Source organism: Acinetobacter lwoffii, from assembly GCF_015602705.1.
GTDB lineage: Bacteria > Pseudomonadota > Gammaproteobacteria > Pseudomonadales > Moraxellaceae > Acinetobacter > Acinetobacter lwoffii_E.
In genome coordinates this window covers 1,861,526-1,880,416 of record NZ_CP059081.1, presented here as the reverse complement: position 1 = coordinate 1,880,416, position 18,891 = coordinate 1,861,526, and the positions used below count along the sequence as shown (strand labels likewise).

At 45.2% G+C, this 18,891-nt stretch carries 15 protein-coding genes; 8 read left to right on the top strand and 7 right to left on the bottom strand.

Annotated features, from left to right (window positions below; genetic code table 11):
- Positions 1–13: 13 nt before the first annotated feature.
- Positions 14–436 carry an OsmC family protein gene (locus tag H0S56_RS09065; RefSeq protein WP_121979955.1) on the bottom strand — a complete coding sequence of 141 codons (423 nt, stop codon included), beginning with the start codon at positions 434–436 and terminating at the stop codon, positions 14–16.
- A gap of 147 nt (positions 437–583) precedes the next feature.
- On the opposite strand from H0S56_RS09065, the gene crp reads away from it, so the two are divergent.
- The 4 genes from crp to clpB all read left to right on the top strand — a co-directional run bounded on the left by crp (position 584) and on the right by clpB (position 5,854).
- A complete protein-coding gene (crp, locus tag H0S56_RS09060; protein WP_004280141.1) occupies positions 584–1,291 on the top strand; it encodes a cAMP-activated global transcriptional regulator CRP in 708 nt (235 codons plus the stop codon).
- Between the two features lie 173 nt (positions 1,292–1,464).
- Positions 1,465–2,514 (top strand): NADP(H)-dependent aldo-keto reductase, encoded by a 1,050-nt coding sequence (locus tag H0S56_RS09055; RefSeq protein WP_191112402.1) that lies wholly within the window; start codon positions 1,465–1,467, stop codon positions 2,512–2,514.
- Positions 2,515–2,657: 143 nt separating this feature from the next.
- Positions 2,658–3,023, top strand: a complete 366-nt coding sequence (locus tag H0S56_RS09050; protein WP_004646580.1) for an antitoxin Xre/MbcA/ParS toxin-binding domain-containing protein — start codon at positions 2,658–2,660, stop codon at positions 3,021–3,023.
- Positions 3,024–3,274: 251 nt separating this feature from the next.
- Positions 3,275–5,854, top strand: a complete 2,580-nt coding sequence (gene clpB / locus H0S56_RS09045; RefSeq protein ID WP_004646581.1) for an ATP-dependent chaperone ClpB — start codon at positions 3,275–3,277, stop codon at positions 5,852–5,854.
- 185 nt (positions 5,855–6,039) lie between these two features.
- Here clpB and rlmKL read toward each other — a convergent pair whose 3' ends face one another.
- Positions 6,040–8,244: a bifunctional 23S rRNA (guanine(2069)-N(7))-methyltransferase RlmK/23S rRNA (guanine(2445)-N(2))-methyltransferase RlmL gene (rlmKL, locus tag H0S56_RS09040; RefSeq protein WP_004280136.1), complete on the bottom strand. Its 2,205-nt coding sequence runs from the start codon at positions 8,242–8,244 to the stop codon at positions 6,040–6,042.
- 232 nt (positions 8,245–8,476) lie between these two features.
- On the opposite strand from rlmKL, the gene H0S56_RS09035 reads away from it, so the two are divergent.
- The 4 genes from H0S56_RS09035 (at position 8,477) to H0S56_RS09020 (ending at position 12,981) form a co-directional block, all read left to right on the top strand.
- Positions 8,477–8,821, top strand: a complete 345-nt coding sequence (locus H0S56_RS09035) for a hypothetical protein (RefSeq protein ID WP_004280135.1) — start codon at positions 8,477–8,479, stop codon at positions 8,819–8,821.
- A gap of 224 nt (positions 8,822–9,045) precedes the next feature.
- Complete coding sequence (locus tag H0S56_RS09030; RefSeq protein ID WP_004280134.1) at positions 9,046–10,062, top strand: aspartate carbamoyltransferase catalytic subunit; 1,017 nt, start codon at positions 9,046–9,048, stop codon at positions 10,060–10,062.
- Between the two features lie 10 nt (positions 10,063–10,072).
- Complete coding sequence (locus tag H0S56_RS09025) at positions 10,073–11,308, top strand: dihydroorotase (protein ID WP_004280133.1); 1,236 nt, start codon at positions 10,073–10,075, stop codon at positions 11,306–11,308.
- Positions 11,309–11,490: 182 nt separating this feature from the next.
- Complete coding sequence (locus tag H0S56_RS09020) at positions 11,491–12,981, top strand: OmpA family protein (protein ID WP_004646583.1); 1,491 nt, start codon at positions 11,491–11,493, stop codon at positions 12,979–12,981.
- Positions 12,982–13,035: 54 nt separating this feature from the next.
- Here H0S56_RS09020 and H0S56_RS09015 read toward each other — a convergent pair whose 3' ends face one another.
- From H0S56_RS09015 to H0S56_RS08995, 5 genes are all read right to left on the bottom strand, one after another.
- Positions 13,036–14,448 carry a short-chain fatty acid transporter gene (locus tag H0S56_RS09015; RefSeq protein ID WP_004280129.1) on the bottom strand — a complete coding sequence of 471 codons (1,413 nt, stop codon included), beginning with the start codon at positions 14,446–14,448 and terminating at the stop codon, positions 13,036–13,038.
- Positions 14,449–14,544: 96 nt separating this feature from the next.
- Positions 14,545–15,183 carry a CoA transferase subunit B gene (locus tag H0S56_RS09010; RefSeq protein WP_005262069.1) on the bottom strand — a complete coding sequence of 213 codons (639 nt, stop codon included), beginning with the start codon at positions 15,181–15,183 and terminating at the stop codon, positions 14,545–14,547.
- A gap of 2 nt (positions 15,184–15,185) precedes the next feature.
- Complete coding sequence (locus H0S56_RS09005; protein WP_004729993.1) at positions 15,186–15,890, bottom strand: CoA transferase subunit A; 705 nt, start codon at positions 15,888–15,890, stop codon at positions 15,186–15,188.
- Between the two features lie 93 nt (positions 15,891–15,983).
- Entirely contained in the window at positions 15,984–16,886 is a 903-nt protein-coding gene (locus tag H0S56_RS09000) for a hydroxymethylglutaryl-CoA lyase (RefSeq protein ID WP_180086732.1), read from the bottom strand.
- On the bottom strand, positions 16,883–18,877 hold the full coding sequence (locus H0S56_RS08995; RefSeq protein WP_195724884.1) for an acetyl/propionyl/methylcrotonyl-CoA carboxylase subunit alpha: 1,995 nt from the start codon (positions 18,875–18,877) through the stop codon (positions 16,883–16,885). The genes H0S56_RS09000 and H0S56_RS08995 overlap by 4 nt, the downstream gene beginning before the upstream one ends.
- Between the last annotated feature and the right edge of the window lie 14 nt (positions 18,878–18,891).

Here is an 18,891-nt window from a genome sequence, read left to right as displayed (position 1 = left end):
CAGAATCTAGATTTTATTCTGCTTCGATTATTTCATAATCATGGGTGATTTCAACACCGCCATCAGACAGCATTTTGCTGGCAGAGCAATATTTTTCAGCAGAAAGTTCTACGGCTTTTGCGACCTGTTTCTCTTTAATCGCTTTGCCGGTCACTACAAAATGCAAGTGAATTTTCGTGAATACTGCCGGAATTGTATCTGCACGTTCAGCCTTTAATTCGCAGCGTACATCGGTAATATCCTGACGAGCCTTCTTTAAAATGGTAACAATATCAAAAGACGCACAGCCGCCCAGACCAGTTAAAAGTAGCTCCATTGGACGAGGACCACGGTTTTCACCACCGTATTCAGCTGAACCATCCATGATAATAGTATGACCACTTTGAGTTTTTGCTTTAAAAGCAACATTCTCTAACCAATGAACGCTTGTTTGCATTGAAACTACCTAAAAAAAGCTATAAATTTGTCAAGTAACTGTACACTAACATAAATTGGGTTGATACGGAATTTCAATCCCACTGTGTGACAAGTTCACATTAGGTCTTGTGCGATCTATAAATTATCCATAATCGGAACTGTTAGCATGACTTCAAACTTTTCACAATTAAGCACTGATGCGCTTTCTCCGGGGCAATTACCAGAATCCGTGAAAGCACTGTTAAAACGTGCATATATTAATCGTTATCCAAAACGTACCACGATCATTGATGCAGGATCAGAATCTAAATCTTTATATTTAATTCTGAAGGGGTCTGTATCTATCATTCTTCGTGAAGATGATGATCGTGAAATTGTCGTGGCTTATTTAAATGCGGGTGACTTCTTTGGGGAAATGGGTCTATTCGAGGTTAATCCACAACGTACTGCGGAAGTTCGTACGCGTGATGTGTGTGAAATTGCCGAAATTACCTATGAAAACTTTCACGAAATCAGCAAGCAATATCCTGATCTGAGCTATGCGGTATTTGCTCAATTAGTACGTCGTTTGAAAAATACCACACGTAAAGTTACTGATCTGGCATTTATTGATGTTTCAGGCCGGATTGCACGTTGTCTGATCGACCTGTCTTCACAGCCAGAAGCGATGATTTTGCCGAATGGCCGTCAGATTCGTATTACCCGTCAGGAAATTGGTCGCATTGTTGGCTGTTCCCGCGAAATGGTCGGACGTGTACTAAAAACCCTGGAAGAGCAGGGCATGATCGAAACCGATGGTAAAGCCATCCTGATCTTTGATGCTTCATTAGAAGAAGCATCTGAAGCAGTGGCAGATGGTGCCATAGACGAATAATCCAGATATTAAAAAGCAAATCTTCGGATTTGCTTTTTTTATGCGTCATTACTCAATACATAAAAATTTAGAACAAGCTTCTCAGAAAAGATGATTTAAGTCTCCCTTATAATTCCGATAGGTTATAGCCCACTTAATCTCAATTCACTGAATAAAATTCACAGGATGTTTTTATGCAATTCAGACCGTTGGCGGATACCGGCATTCTTTTGCCAGAAATTTGTTTGGGCACCATGACCTTTGGTGAGCAGAACACGCAAGAACAGGCTTTTCAGCAACTGGATTATGCCTTAGATCAGGGACTGTATTTCTGGGATACTGCGGAAATGTACCCGGTACCGCCAAAACCTGAAACGCAGGGCGCCACCGAGCGCATGATTGGAAACTGGATCGCTGCCCGTGGTGGCCGTGACAAACTTTTTTTAGCCTCAAAAATTGCCGGACCATCGCAAGGTGGTAGTCATATCCGGGATGGTAAAACCCGTTTTGTTGCCGATGAAATTTCAGCAGCAATAGACCAGTCATTGTCACGCCTGCAAACGGATTATATCGACCTGTATCAGTTACACTGGCCACAACGCCCCACCAATTTCTTTGGCATGTTGGGTTATGGCAATGCTGAAGCGGCAGAAGACCGTGCCGTAACGGATCTGGAAGAAACCCTGACTGCCTTGCAGGATGAAATTAAAAAAGGCCGTATCCGTTATATTGGTCTTTCCAATGAAACCCCGTGGGGCACGATGAAATTTCTGCACCTCGCAGAGAAATTAGGTTTGTCCAAATTTGTCAGTGTACAAAACCCATATAACCTGCTGAACCGTACTTATGAAATCGGCATGTCAGAAATTGCCCATTATGAAGGTGTGGGCTTGTTGGCGTATTCACCTTTGGCATTTGGTTATCTGACCGGTAAATTCCGGCATGGTGCACGTCCTGCCAATGCGCGTGTAACACTGTTCTCCCGCTTTAGCCGTTATAGCAATCCGCAAAGTGAATGGGCAACCGAGCAATATGCCCAGCTGGCAGAACAGCATGGCTTAAGTCTTACCCAATTGGCTTTGGCCTTTATCAAGCAGCAGTTCTTTGTGACCAGTACCATTATCGGTGCGACCAATCTGGATCAGCTCAAAGAAAATATTCAGGCTTTTGAAGTCGACCTGTCTGAAGAAGTACTGAAAGGTATTGAAGATATTCACCGTCAACAGCCGAATCCGGCACCATAATCATGGTGTTGTTATTTTAAAGCACCCTCCAAGCGAGGGTGTTTTAATTTTATGAGAAATTAAATTTGATGATAAACAACATGGCCGGAAAACAATAAAAGCAGCATAATCGAAATAAGACGCATCAAGATGATTTGATAAAAATGAATAGTGAAACAGGTATTTCTAAATCCCAAGTATTAGCTATAGCAGTATTCAACTTAGCTGAGCAGTTGCAACTGAAAGAATTCGAACTTGCATTGATTCTGGGTTTATCTGAGGCGGAATTATCTCTGGTTATAAATGAAAAAGAATTAGAACCAGATACTACAGCAGGCGAAAAAGCTATAGCTTTAGTAAATATCTATCAAAAGTTATTTAGCTTGCATGGTGGAGACTTGAGCTGGATGCGCCATTTTATCAATTCACCTAACAAGCTTTTGAATCATCAAACGCCAAGATCCTTGATGCAAACAGAACATGGTTTGAGTGAAGTATTGCGATTACTAGGAAGGTTGCAACCGTACTAAAAATATCTCTCTATTCTCTACTAAGCTGAAAAATAGCAGAGTAAATTAAATAAAATATGAATTGTTTATCTTCACCTTAAAAATTCTTCTAACCTCACTTGAAATATGATTTGATTACACCAATATTATTATTAAAAACTGTCTAAATGTTTATATTAAGTTTTTGAAAAATATATAAAAATGATTTGAAATTTTATCAAGTGCACCCATATATCCATCAAGTAGAACATTTGTTGTGAGGAATAACAAGAATGCGTTTTGAAAAATTTACCAATCGCCTGCAGCAGATCCTTTCAGATGCACAAGTCTTCGCTATGAGCAAAGACCATACCGCAATTGAACCGATTCATCTTCTCCATGCAGTTTTAAAAGAAGCTTCTTATGCAAGCTTATTACAGCAAGCAGGTGCAAATTTAGTTGAGCTGCAAACGAAGCTACAACAAGCCCTCAATGATGCGGCAAAATTATCAAATCCGTCAGCGGACATTAATGTAAATCCTGAAGCTTATAAAGTACTGACATTAACGGAGAGTTATGCACAAAAAGCCGGAGATGAATTCGTTAGTGTTGATTGGTTGATTTTAGCACTGGCTGAAACAGGATCTACGCAAAAAATACTCAGTAGTGTCGGCGTAAAAGCAGATCTACTGAAACAGCTGATTAATCAAATCCGAGGCGATGAAAAAGTCATGAGCAACAATTATGAAGATCAGCGTGATTCACTGAATAAGTACACCATTGATTTAACTGAACGTGCGTTGGCAGGCAAGCTTGATCCTGTGATTGGCCGTGATGATGAAATCCGTCGTACTATTCAGGTCTTGTCACGCCGTACCAAAAATAACCCGGTACTTATCGGTGAGCCAGGGGTCGGTAAAACGGCGATTGTCGAAGGTCTGGCGCAGCGGATTATTAATGGTGAAGTGCCTGAAGGACTCAAAGGGAAGCGTGTTTTATCTCTAGATCTAGGTTCTTTGCTGGCTGGCGCCAAATACCGTGGTGAGTTTGAAGAGCGCTTAAAAGCGGTTCTGAAAGATATTGCCAAACACGAAGGTGAAATCATCCTGTTTATCGACGAGTTGCATACGCTGGTGGGTGCCGGTAAAGGTGATGGCGCGATGGATGCCGGTAACATGCTGAAACCTGCGTTGGCCCGTGGCGAGCTGCGCTGTGTCGGTGCGACCACACTGGATGAATATCGTCAGTATATTGAAAAAGATGCAGCGCTGGAACGTCGTTTCCAGAAAGTACTGGTCGATGAGCCAAGCGTGGAAGATACCATTGCGATTCTGCGTGGTCTGAAAGATCGCTATGCCACCCATCACGGGGTACAGATTCTGGATTCCGCGATTATTGCGGCGGCGAAAATGTCACATCGTTATATCACCGACCGTCAGTTGCCGGATAAAGCTATTGACCTGATTGATGAAGCAGCATCGCGCATCAAAATGGAACTCGATTCTAAACCAGAAGCACTGGATAAACTGGAACGCCGTCTGATTCAGTTAAAAATGCAGCTGGAAGCGGTGAAAAAAGATGAAGACTCAGGTGCCAAAGCTGAGATTCAATACTTGTCCGATCAGATCGCCACAGTTGAAAAAGAGTATCATGACCTGGAAGAAGTCTGGCGTGCAGATAAAGCGCTGGTCGAAGGCAATAAAGACGTACAGATCAAACTGGATCAGGCACGTACAGCACTTGAAAAAGCGCAACGTGAAGGTGATCTGGGCGAGGCCGCGCGTTTGCAATATGGCGTGATACCAGAGTTGCAAAAGCAGCTTGAACTGGCTGAAAAAGCCGATGAAAGCGCAACGCCAAAATTGCTGCGTAACAAAGTCACCGACAATGAAATTGCTGAAGTAGTGAGTGCTGCGACCGGTATTCCGGTTGCGAAAATGCTGCAAGGCGAGCGTGACAAATTGCTACATATGGAAGAATTCCTGCATAACCGTGTAGTAGGGCAAGATGAAGCCGTGGTGGCGGTATCCAATGCAGTACGCCGTTCACGTGCCGGTCTGTCAGATCCGAACCGTCCAAGTGGGTCATTCCTGTTCCTGGGGCCAACGGGTGTCGGTAAAACAGAATTGACCAAAGCCTTGGCGAATTTCCTGTTTGACAGCGACGATGCCATGGTGCGTATCGATATGTCAGAATTTATGGAAAAACATTCGGTCAGCCGTTTGGTTGGTGCGCCTCCGGGCTATGTCGGTTATGAAGAAGGTGGGGTGCTTACTGAAGCCGTACGTCGTAAACCGTATAGTGTGATCTTGTTTGATGAAGTCGAAAAAGCGCATCCGGACGTATTTAACATCTTGCTACAGGTACTGGATGATGGCCGTTTAACTGACTCGCAAGGCCGGGTAGTGGACTTTAAAAACTCTGTGATCGTCATGACTTCGAACCTGGGTTCGCAGGATGTACGTGAATTGGGCGGTAATGCCACAAAAGAAGAAGTCCGTACGGTGGTGATGAATGCGGTATCGGAACATTTCCGTCCAGAATTTATTAACCGTATTGATGAACTGGTAGTGTTCCATGCGCTGGAAAAAGACCAGATTCGCGGTATTGCCGATATCCAGTTGAACCGTTTACGTCAACGTCTGGCAGAACGTGATATGCGCTTGTCGGTAGATGACAGTGCTTTCGATCAGTTAATCGATGCTGGCTTTGATCCACTGTATGGTGCGCGCCCCCTGAAACGTGCAATCCAGCAGCGTATTGAAAATGGTCTGGCGCAGAAAATCCTGGGCGGAGAGTTCCAGCCGGGCGATACCATTCTGGTGAAAGCTGAAGCAGGTGAGTTAATCTTTGAAAAAATGAAACTTAACTAAACCACTTCTCCTTGCAACAAAAAACCCAGCCTAGGCTGGGTTTTTTTTAATCTTATTGTTAACTTCGAGCATTGCAACACTTTTGTATTCTTGTTGCGGCGAGCTTTAAAGCATGGCTTAAAACTCAGCTCAGGGAAAATAAAGAAGATATCAATCGTGATAAAGACAGTTAATTCATCATCAAATTACACTTGCGGATGACGGATTTTCCAGGCACGGTGAATCTTTTGATTCCGCTTGAAGTCAGGTCCAATGGTTTCCTGGGTAATTTCTTCAACATCAAAGAAGGCCAGAATTTCTTCATCCATCTCAAAACCACGATAGTTATTTGAGAAATACAAGGTACCATCAGTGGTTAAGCGGTTCATCGCACGTTTTAACAGGGACAAATGGTCGCGCTGTACGTCAAAGGTCCCGTAGAATTTCTTCGAGTTTGAGAAGGTTGGTGGGTCGATAAAGATCAGCTCATATTGCTCATGACCTTCTTTTAGCCATTCGAAACAGTCAGAGGCAAAGAACTGATGCTGTTCATCCGCATGATCCACGGTTAAGCCGTTCAGAACAAAATTTTCTTTAGACCAGTTCAAATAAGTATTCGACAGATCGACGCTGGTTGTACTTGCAGCACCACCCAAAGCAGCATGTAAACTTGCCGTTGAGGTATAGCTGTACAGGTTCAGGAAGTGTTTGCCTTTTGCTTCACGTGCAATACGTAAACGCATTTGACGGTGATCCAGAAACAGACCGGTATCCAGATAATCGGTCAGGTTGACCAGAATCTTGGCTTGACCTTCCTGAACGATAAAACGCTTGGATGCTGTACTTTGTTTGGTGTACTGGTTTTTACCTTCCTGACGTGCACGGGTCTTGATAAAGATCGCATCACGGCCCAAACCGGTCACGGCACGAATGGCCTGTAAGGCCAGGTTGAAACGTTTTTTGGCTTTTTCCGGATCAATAGTTTTAGGTGGCGCATATTCTTGTACATGCAAACGCTCGCCATACAGATCTACTGCGACGTTAAAATCAGGTAAATCTGCATCATAGAGACGTAAACAATGGATCTGTTCCTTGACTGCCCATTTTTTTAGAGCTTGCATATTTTTGGTCAGACGGTTGGCAAACTCCATCGCACCTTCAATCGGTTCAAACTGCTGAGGCTGCCAGCTTTCTAGGAATGGACGTACCACTGCGGCCGGTTTAACCGTACCGAAGCGGATATAGATCGGCAATTTACCATTCATCAAACGCAGGATTTGCGGATCATTGAACGCCAGCACATCGGCCTGTTCCACTTGGGAGGCAATCACAGCCGCTTTTTGATTCGGGAAATTCTTTTGCAATAAAGCCGATAAACCCAGGTATAAAGAACGGTTTTGCGCTTTATCGCCGAGACGTTCGCCATATGGCGGGTTGGTCACGAAGAATACTTTCTTGCCTTCTGCATGGAAATCAGGCCAGTCATTTAAAGTCCGTTCTTCGATCATGATATTGTCGAGAGCAGCTTCAAAACCCGCCGCGATAATATTTTGTCTGGTGGCTTTAACCGCTTCCCAGTCCGCATCGAAGGCATAGAATTGTGGTAATGGATTTTCCATTGCCGCTTGATGACGTTCAGCAGCTTCGGCCTTGATGCTCATCCACAGTTCATGGTCATGGCCATTCCAGCCATTAAAACCGAAACGACGGACCAGACCCGGTGCACGGTCGGTCAAAATCATTAGGGATTCAATAATAAAGGTACCTGAACCACACATTGGATCGACAATGATGTCCGGATTTAACGCTTTTAAACCACCTTTTTGCAGAATCGCAGCGGCCAGGTTTTCCTTGATTGGGGCGTCAGTCATAAAGCGGCGATAACCGCGTTTATGCAAAGAGTCGCCAGACAGGTCCAGGCAGTAAGTATGTTCTTTCTTGCCTGCCAGAATATACATGGTAATTTCAGGCTGTTTGGTATCAATGCTTGGACGTTTGCCTACGGCTTCCATAAAGGAATCTACGACACCATCTTTGGCACGTAAAGTCGCAAACTGGGTATTGACCTTGATATCACGTTCGACATGCAAACGAATCGCAAAGGTACTTTGTGGTGCAAAAATCAGCGACCAGTCAAAGCTGAGAGCCCCTTCATAGAGTTCTTCTGCCACATCACGGGCATCATGAGAAAATTCAATTTCATGCGTGTGGATCGGCATCAAGACACGTGAAGCCAGACGTGACCACATGCAGATACGATAAGCATTTTCCAGTGTACCTTTAAAGGTTAAACGGCCTGGAAAACGCTCAATATTCTGAACACCTAAGCCTTGTATTTCTTCTTCTAATAAGGTTTCCAGACCATCGGCACAGGTGACCCAATAATTGCTTAAACGTGGAGAGGTATTCATATAATAGAGAGACCAAAAAAGATAAATAAAAAACTGCGCTAAGTTTACCGTATTTTTATATTGAAAGCTTTTGAAATTCTCTGAAAGGCCGTGGCATGTGATAGAGAAAAATAATATTCACACTATAAATTGAGGAACTGGTATGCATTTTGCTCTATACATGGCAAATCAGGCGGTCAGTCGATGGGGAGCGATGGCTGCCTGATTTTTCAATTTTATAATGGGGGTTAAGATGTTAGAGAATCAGTTACGCAACCATGACGCTTTTTCAGTGGCCACTTTAATCTATGCGCGTTTACGACGTGTTTCAGGTCGGGTGATTGATGCAATTTATCTGGCAGAGAACCTGGATTATGCCCGGCATGTGATTCAACTGGCAGAGCAGACCCAAGACCCAGATTTGAATCATCTGATCCAGCGCCTGAAAATGGTCCTGGAGATTTCGGAAACAGCACAAGATTCACCAACAGAATCTGCACACCCAAGCCAGCAGGAAGGGCTGATCTCGGTCGAACCGGATGAAGACGATATCTATCGTGCACAGGTGTCACATCGTTATATTGGTGCACTGCGTTAAACCTGAGATGGGTGTGAATGCTCCAGACTGAAGCGCCCGTTGGTTTTGTACTTAAAATCAGCAAGATGCAAATCGGGTTAAATTATGTTATTGAAAAAATACAAAGGAATCTGATTTTTTATTTTTATTGTTCAGATGCTTTTTGTACAAGTAGCAGCATGGCCAACTATAAAAATTCGCCAATCTCTGTATAATATGTTGACTTAACGCATAAGGAATCTCTCATGCACTTGGCGGCATTGCATACACCGAGCCAGATTCAACTCAATAAAGAAGGTAATCTAAAACACTTCTTGACCATCGAAGGTCTTTCTAAAGAAACCCTGACAAAAATATTGGACACTGCACAGTCCTTTTTTAATGACCAAAATCAGCTGATCACCAATAATTTGCTCGAAGGCAAAACGGTGATGAACCTGTTCTTCGAAAATTCAACCCGTACCCGCACCACCTTTGAAGCCGCTGCCAAGCGCCTTTCTGCCAACGTTCTCAATATCGATATTGCCCGTTCGAGTACTTCCAAAGGTGAAACCCTGCGTGACACCTTATGGAATCTGGAAGCCATGGCGGCCGATATTTTCGTGGTGCGTCATTCATCTTCAGGGGCAGCGCATTTTATTGCCAAGGATGTCTGTCCAACAGTGGCAATTATTAATGCCGGTGATGGCCGTCATGCGCATCCGACTCAAGCGATGCTGGACATGCTGACCATTCGCCGCGAAACCAATAAAAAATTCGAAGAAATGTCGATTGCCATTATTGGCGATATCAAGCATTCACGTGTCGCGCGTTCAGATGTGGCTGCCTTGCAAACTTTAGGTTGCCAGGATATCCGGGTGATTGCACCGAATACCTTGCTGCCATTGGGTTTTGAAGAATATGGCGATGGTGTTCGTCTATTTAACAATATGGAAGACGGCATCAAAGACTGCGACGTGATCATTACCTTACGTATTCAAAACGAGCGTATTGATTCTCCGGCACTGGCCTCGCAAGCAGAGTTCTACAAAATGTATGGCTTGAATAAAGAACGTCTTGCCATGGCCAAACCGGATTGTATCGTGATGCATCCGGGACCAATGAACCGTGGGGTTGAAATCGACTCAAGTATTGCGGATGGTCCGCAATCTGTGATTTTGAAGCAGGTGACCAATGGTATTGCCGTGCGTATGGCGGTGTTGGCTTTATCGATGCAAGGCCAGTTACAAGAACAAGGTTTGATTGAAGCGATTGCGGGTTAAGGAATAAGTCATGACTATTGTAAAAATTGAAAATGTCCGTGTTCTTGATCCGATCCAAAACACTAATTCTATCCAGACCGTGTATCTGGAAAATGGAAAATTCGTTGCAGAAACAGCAGACGTCTCTGAAACGATTGATGGTCAAGGCAAATGGTTAATGCCAACCATGGTCGATTTGTGTGCGCGTTTACGTGAACCGGGTCAACAGCAACACGGTACGCTTAAGTCTGAAGGAAAAGCGGCACGTGAAAATGGCATTTTGCACGTATTTACGCCACCCGATTCAAAGCCAATCGTACAAGATAATGGTGCGCTGATTCACGGTCTGGTCGAAAAAGCCATGCTGGATGGTGGGATCTATCTTCAAGTGATTGGTGCGCAAACCCAAGGCTTAAATGGTCAACAACCGGCAAATATGGCGGGCTTGAAAAAGGGCGGTTGTACTGCGGTTTCCAATGCCAGTGCGCCGTTTGCCAATGATGATGTGGTACTGCGTACCCTTGAATATGCTGCAGGCTTAGACCTGACGGTGGTGTTCTATGCGGAAGAACCACAAATTGCCAAAGACGGCTGTGTGCATGAAGGGTTTATTGCATCACGTCAGGGCTTGCCGATGATTCCGGCACTGGCTGAAACCGTGGCGATTGCCAAATATCTGTTGATGATTGAATCAACCAAAGTACGAGCACACTTTGGTCTGTTGTCTTGTGGTGCTTCGGTGGAATTGATCCGTATTGCCAAGGAAAAAGGCTTACCGGTGACCTGTGATGTGGCCATGCATCAGTTACATTTAACTGATCATTTGATTGATGGATTTAACTCTCTTGCACATGTGCGTCCACCGCTTCGTTCTGAACAGGACAAAGAATTACTGCGTCAGGGTGTAAAATCAGGTGTGATTGATGCGATTTGTACTCATCATGAACCGCTAAGCAGCTCTGCGAAAATGGCGCCGTTTGCTGAAACGCAGCCAGGTTTCACTGCTTTTGATACCTATGTGCCTTTTGGTCTGCAATTGATTCGTGAGGGGTTGTTGACTCCACTGGAATGGGTGGAAAAAGTGACCCTAGCTCCGGCTCGTGTTGCACAAATGGCAGATCGATGGATAAATGAATCAGGCTGGGTGCTGCTAGATCCGGAACTGGAATGGACCCTGAATAAAGAAAGCATCGTGTCACAAGGTAAAAATACCCCGCTAATTAATCAAAAAGTGCTGGGTAAAGTGGTTCAAACTTTTGCTGCTTAAATGATCCCAATTTTATAAAAGTCAGCTTCGGCTGGCTTTTTTTATTTTTTAAATTTTGTGTTGGTAAAATGAGTACTCAACAAAAACAGTGAAACTTTATGATATTCATACAATTATTTACATTTTCAAAAAATGGGGATCGTTACACTGATTAAATATTAAACATTAGAAAAATCAAAAGAATGGTGACGATTATGAATATAGACTTTATAGAACGCTTAAAAAGCGATGTTACGGCGATTGTGCTTCAAGGTGAAACCGAGCATTTATTTGCCAAAGATCAAGCTTTGGCTCAATTCTATCCCATATTTTTAAGTATATTGCGTGCACGTCCCGCCTGGATTGAGAATCTTGGTCAGCAACTTAATCCAAAAATTCATGAATTATTCAATGCAAATCCGGCACTCAAGCAGCAGTTTCTGGATCAAGTGGATCAGAGCGCGCCACAAGATGAAATAGAGCATACCTTGAACCGGTCAATTGTACCGACCATGAATTTTTTACAGACCGAAGCGGGTGCTTCAAGTCCGGAAGCGATTAGCCATTTGCTGGAAACCCACGCCGATTCGATTCAGCGCGCATTACCCGTTTGGGCTGGCCCTATTCTGGCAGCGCTTGGAGTTTCACCCTTGGCAGGGCAGAATTTAAATCAGGAACCTGTATTGGCGGAGCAGACCATCATTGTTCAGGAAGAGAGAAAAACCGGCTTTTTATGGCCGTTTATTATTTTTCTGATTCTGGCGGGTTTGATCCTGTTTTTGGTTCGTAGCTGCATGCAGGATGATGTTGAAGATTCAAATACCCAAGCGACCAGTGAAGTTGCTGCAGCTCAGCCTGCATCCTTGCGATTAAGTACAGGCAGTAATGGCGAAATTGTCAGTTGTCAATTACAGCTGAATAATCCGCAGTATATGGAAATTTTGCAAAACGAGATCAAACAGATCTTTAATTATAATATTGGTTGTGGGGCGCTGAGCAGTGAGGTTTATCATTCAGAATTTATTGATCAGGATACTATTCCGACTGTGTTGAGAACAATGCAGGGAATGCCAAATGTGTCACTTGACTGGATTGGCAATCAGGTTTCAGTGCGTGCAGCAACCAATGCAGAGGCCGAGCGTCTGGCAGCACAAATTCGTAGTCTGGCCAAAAATGTCACAGTGGTGACCCAGCAGCCGCTCAATAGAAGTGACGTGATTAATACCGCCAATAGTGAGGCAGAACAAGCCTTGGCCAGTATCAAGACCGATAATGTTAAAGCGCTGGATGTGGCGACTGCACTGAATTTACAGATCATTAATTTTGATACGGCATCGACTGAAGTTCCCGAGGTCAATAAATTGGTGCTGGATCAGGCTGCTGCATTATTGCAACGAGCACCGCATGTCATTCTGAAGGTTACAGGACATGCCGATGCTCAGGGTAGTGAAGCAGAAAATAAGGTGCTGTCTGTGCAACGAGCTCAAGCGATTACCAGTTATCTCGTTGGAAAAGGGGTCAATCCTGCACAGTTACAGGCAGTTGGCATGGGAGAGGATCAGCCGGTTGAACCCAATGCCACACCTGCCGGACAGTTTCAGAACCGTCGCGTGACCTTTGAGGTCGTGAATACCGAAACGGGAATTGTTCGTGAAGTAGATGATGAAGGTGTAGTTGAGAAGACAGGAAATTAAGAGAGCGGCCTAAATAAAAAAGGACGAATTTTCGTCCTTTTTTATTGTTTTGAATTAAGAAAATACCGGCGGGCTGTAGGTCAGCGTTCTTCCTAGGAACCAGAGCAGGAACAGTACCAAAGGCAGATGGAAAATCAGCTGGGTCACCGTGAATCCAATCACATCTTTAGCTTTCAGTTTCAGGATACCCAACATCGGCAACATAAAGAATGGATTAATCAGGTTGGGCAAGGCTTCTGCCGCATTATAAATCTGCACCGACCAGCCCAGATGCACTTTCAGGTCATGCGCAGCCTGCATCACATAGGGTGCTTCGATAATCCATTTGCCTCCACCGGATGGAATAAAGAAACCCAGAATCGCCGAGTATAAGCCCATCACAATGGCAAAGGTTTCCTGTGAGGCAATGGAAACAAAGAACTCGGCAATGTAATGTGACAAGGACAGATCGGCCGGGTTTAGCGCATTGGTCATCATAAAGGCAATACTGCCATACAGTGGAAACTGGATCAGTACCCCTGAAATAGCCGGAACGGCCTTTGAAACTGCATTCAGAAAATTTCGTGGTGTACCGTGCAAGGCCACGCCCAAAATCAGAAAGATAAAGTTATAGGTATTTAAGCTGGAAATGGCCAGAATCGGATTGCTTTTGGAAAATTCGTTAAACATCCAGACTGCGCCCAGAATCACAATCAGAATGCTTAAAATGGGTGAATTTTCCAGCCAATCCCCCGGTCTTTTTTCGGCAGATACTTCCGTTTTTTCTTCTTCAATCTGAATCGGGAAGTGTTCAATGGTTTTAATGTCAGAGCCTTTAGGAGCTGACCAGTAAGCAATTGCAATTGAAGCTACAATCAGTACCGCCGTCATGATCATAGACTGTGGCAAGAAAATAGTCTCAGTAAATGGAATCACGCCCGTCAGATTATAGATCGGTTCGGGTAAACTGCTTTTATTGGCCTGTAACTGTGCAGCAGAAGAACTGATGCCCAGCGCCCAGGTCGCACCCATTCCGATAATCGCAGCAGCCGCAGCAGCGCGGTAATCCATGTTCAGCTCTTTACGCTGTGCCAGTGCAATTACTAGAAGTGCAGTCAGTACAGTACTCATGGCCCAATTAATCAGAGAAATTAACAGGCTGACCGTGGCGACCAGGACAATCGCACCACGACCGGAATGTGGCAGGCGCGCCATTTTCTGGATCAGAAGCTGGACAGGCTTAGATACGGAAACCACATAACCGACCACGATCAGCATGCACATCTGCAAGGTAAAGGGGATCAGGCTCCAGAAGCCGTCTCCAAAGGAAATCGCGACATCCTGTGCGGGTGCACCAATTCCGATGGCGGCAATCGCCACAATGATGACGCCAAGCAGGGCAAAAATATAAGAATCCGGAAACCATTTTTCAGACCAGTCGCTGACGCGCAAGGCGAAGCGCTGCAAAATATTTTGTTGAGTTTGCATGGTTAAAATCCATTTATTCTGCGATTATTATTTTGAAATGAAACAGCTATATATAAAAAAGCCCTTAAGATGCTTCATTCTTAAGGGCTGGCTGGATCAGGCAGCGTTACGTAGTAGCGCTACCCCCGTGACTTTTTGAATCTCTTCAAAACTTACCTCTGGTGCCAGTTCAACCAGTCGAATTCCATCAGGAGTAACATCCAGTACACCGAGATCGGTAATAATCCGGTTCACCACAGCTTGGCCGGTAAGGGGCAGGCTACATTGCGGTACAATTTTCGGTGTACCATCTTTGGCGCAGTGTTCCATCAAGACCACGACCTTTTGTACACCCGCGACCAGATCCATGGCACCGCCCATGCCTTTGACCTTTTTGCCTGGAATCATCCAGTTGGCCAGATCACCAGTTTCGGACACTTCCATAGCACCCAGAATGGCAATATTGACATGACCGCCACGGATCATGGCAAAGGAGTCGGCACTTGAGAAAAATGAAGCACCTTTACGCGCGGTAACCGTCTGTTTACCGGCATTGATCAGGTCGGCATCCACTGTCTCCTCGGTTGGAAATTCGCCAATCCCCAGCAGGCCATTTTCCGACTGCAGCCAGACATTGATATTTTCCGGAATATAGTTCGCGACTAGCGTCGGCAGGCCAATCCCTAGATTGACGTAGAAACCATCTTCAAGCTCTTGTGCCGCGCGCTGCGCCATTTCATTACGTGTCCAAGCCATGATCAAGCCTCCGCCTTTAAAGTCATCTGTTCAATACGTTTTTCCGGTTGAGCATTCAGGACTATCCGGTTCACATAAATTCCCGGAAGATGGATTTCGTCCGGATCCAGCACGCCAATTTCGACAATCTCTTCGACTTCAGCAATGGTAATTTTGCCGGCCATGGCACAGACCGGATTAAAGTTCTGGGCGGTTTTACGGAAAATCAGGTTGCCGGCTTTATCGGCCTTATAGGCTTTAACCAGAGCAACATCAGCTGTTAAAGATTCTTCCAGAATATAAGACTTGCCATTAAATTCACGGACATCCTTACCTTCAGCGATCACGGTTCCTACACCCGTCGCCGTATAAAAAGCCGGAATACCGGCACCGCCAGCACGTAATTTTTCTGCCAGTGTACCCTGTGGGGTCAGCTCAACTTCCAGTTCGCCATTTAAATATTGACGTTCGAATTCCTTGTTTTCACCGACATAAGAGGAGATCATTTTTTTAATCTGTTTTGTTTCCAGTAAAAGCCCCAGACCGAAGCCGTCTACACCGGCATTATTGGAAATACAGGTCAAATTTTTGGCACCAGTTTCTTTTAGGGCCGTGATCAAAGCTTCTGGAATACCACATAGGCCGAAACCACCGACAGCCAGAGTATGACCATCTTGCACCACATCCTTTAAGGCGGATTGAGCGCTGTCATAAACCTTGTTTGACATCTTGTCACCTCTATTGTTATTACAGCAGACTTAAATCTGCTGTTTATATCCTTATGGGTTGCTTAAGTTTATTTTGCTCAAGCATGATTATTGTTAAGCACAGGCTTTTTGCCAGTAGGCATTGGCATAATTGGATGGATTATTGCGCTGCAAGACTTCACTGATATTACGACTGGCCTGCATCAGTGCATCTAGCTGAATACCGGTTTCAAAGCCCATATTCGAGAGCAGGTAATACAGGTCTTCGGTCGAGACATTGCCAGATGCACCTTGGGCATAAGGACAGCCACCCAGTCCAGCAATGGAGGAGTCAAAGACCCGAATGCCTTGCAACAGTGACTGATAAATATTGGCAATCGCCATGCCGTAGGTATTATGGAAATGACCTGCCAAAACTTTAGTATCAAGTTCAGCCAGACAAGCCTCCCAGACATTTCTTACCCGATCCGGTGTTGCTGTACCAATGGTTTCACCCAACGACACTTCATAGCAGCCCATCTCCAGCAAACGCTGCGTGACTTTCACCACCTGCTTGGGATCAATGGCACCTTCATAAGGACAGTCCACCATGCAGGAAACATAGCCACGTACCTTAATATCATTGGCTTTGGCTGCTGCCATGACATCGGCAAACTTCTCGAAGCTTTCATCAATCGAGCAGTTGATGTTTTTGCGGGTAAAGCTTTCAGAAGCTGCAGTAAATACCGCCACTTCCTTGCAACCCACAGCCAGTGCCGATTCAAAACCTTTCATGTTTGGGGTTAATAAACTGAACTGAATATTCGGATCTTGGGGTAGGCTGGCAAAGAGCACATCACTTTCTGCCATTTGCGGTACCCATTTGGCTGAAACGCAGGAGCCGACTTCGATGGACTGCAGACCGGTTTTCATCAGGTCCAGAATCAGGTTTTTCCGGTCATCCAATGTCAAAGGTATTTTTTCATTTTGCAGGCCATCGCGTGGCCCGACCTCTACGATTTTGACAAAATCCGTCATGCCACTTCCTCCGCCAGAGGCTGGAACTCGACCAGTTCATCACCGGCTTTAACCTGATCACCCTTCTGAAAATATGAGCTTGCGATGATGCCGTCATGCGGTGCGCGAATCGAGTATTCGATCTTCATGGCTTCCAGCGTCATCAGCACATCATCTTTTTTGACTTTGTCATTGGCTGCCACGAGCACCTGGGTAATGACACCTGGCATTGGTGCGATCAGGTTATTTTCCGTGCCTTGTTCATCCTGATTATTAAAATCAGACTTCAAGTAATTAAACTTATAGCCTTGACCATTCTGGAACAGGGTAATGCCTTGCTCACTCTGGCTAAAAGCCAGTTTTTGCTGTTTACCCGCCAGTTGCAAGGCTAAAGTATGGGCATCGACGAGTTGACCCTGAATCTGAATTTGCTGACCGTTATAGCTGGCAACAAAGCCTTGATCTTGGGTGCTGAACTGAATTTTCAGGTTAATGCCATTGCATTGTAATTGCACTGTATGGCTATTTTGCTGGTTCAGGCGCCAGAATGCTTTTTGCTGCCACACCGGATTGCTTGGAACGGGATTCTGTGCTTGACGTGCCAGGAATTCAATCAGTGCGGCACTGACCACCAGTTCGGCACTGATATCCGCAGAAGGTTTGAGCAGGAATTCCTCTTCACGCTGAATCAGGCCAGTATCTAAATGTGCATTTTTAAACGAGTCACACAGCACCAGGCGATCTAGAAAAGCAATATTGTTACCCAGACCATCAACATGGAACTGACCCAGTGCATGGTGCATCTGGGTTAGGGCTGCTTCACGGTTTTTGCCCCAGACAATCAGTTTGGCAATCATCGGATCATAATAAGTGCTGATTTCATCGCCTTCGACAATACCGCTATCCACACGTACACAGTCACTTTGCTCCGGATAATGCAGGTAGCTGATCTGACCAATCGCAGGAATAAAGCCTTTTTCCGGTTCTTCGGCATAAACACGGGCTTCGAGTGCATGTCCATGAATCTGCAACTCATGCTGCTGCTTCGGTAAAGGTTCACCAAAAGCCACGCGCAGTTGCCATTCCACCAGATCCTGTCCGGTAATCATTTCCGTCACTGGATGTTCAACCTGAAGACGGGTGTTCATTTCCATGAAGTAAGCTGTGCCGTCTTGCTCCACGATAAACTCGACTGTACCGGCACCGACATAGTTCACTGCACGCGCAGCATCGATTGCCGCCTGACGCATCGCCTCAAGTTTGTCTTCCGGCATTTTCGGTGCAGGCGCTTCTTCCAGCACTTTCTGGTGACGGCGCTGTACCGAGCAATCACGTTCGAACAGATGTACATAATTGCCGTGGGTATCACCAAACACCTGCACTTCAATATGACGTGGCTGAATCACATAGCGTTCAATCAGAACGTCTTCATTGCCAAAACTTGAACGTGCTTCACTTTTACAAGATGCCAGTGAACTCAGGAAATCTTCACTGCGTTCCACCAGACGCATGCCTTTACCGCCACCGCCGGCACTGGCTTTAATCAATACCGGATAACCAATATTGTCTGCCTGCTGTTTCAGGAAGTCGGCATCCTGATTGGTACCATGATAGCCGGGGGTTAAAGGCACACCGGCTTTTTCCATCAGGGCTTTAGAGGTGGCTTTCAGACCCATTGCCAGAATGGCATCGACTGGTGGGCCAATAAACACAATATTGTTGTCCTGACAGGCCAGGGCGAACTGGTCATTTTCAGACAGGAAACCATAACCTGGGTGAATTGCCTGAGCACCAGTGCTTTTGGCTGCCTGAATAATGTGATCAATCTGTAAATAACTTTGTGCAGCTGGCGATTCACCAATATAGATCGCTTCATCGGCCAGTTTGACATGTTGTGATAGTGCATCGGCATCGGAGTAGACGGCAACAGTAGCAATACCTAATTTCTTCGCTGTACGAATGACACGGCAGGCAATTTCACCACGGTTGGCAATTAAAATCTTTTCAAACATCGTAGGATCCTTCT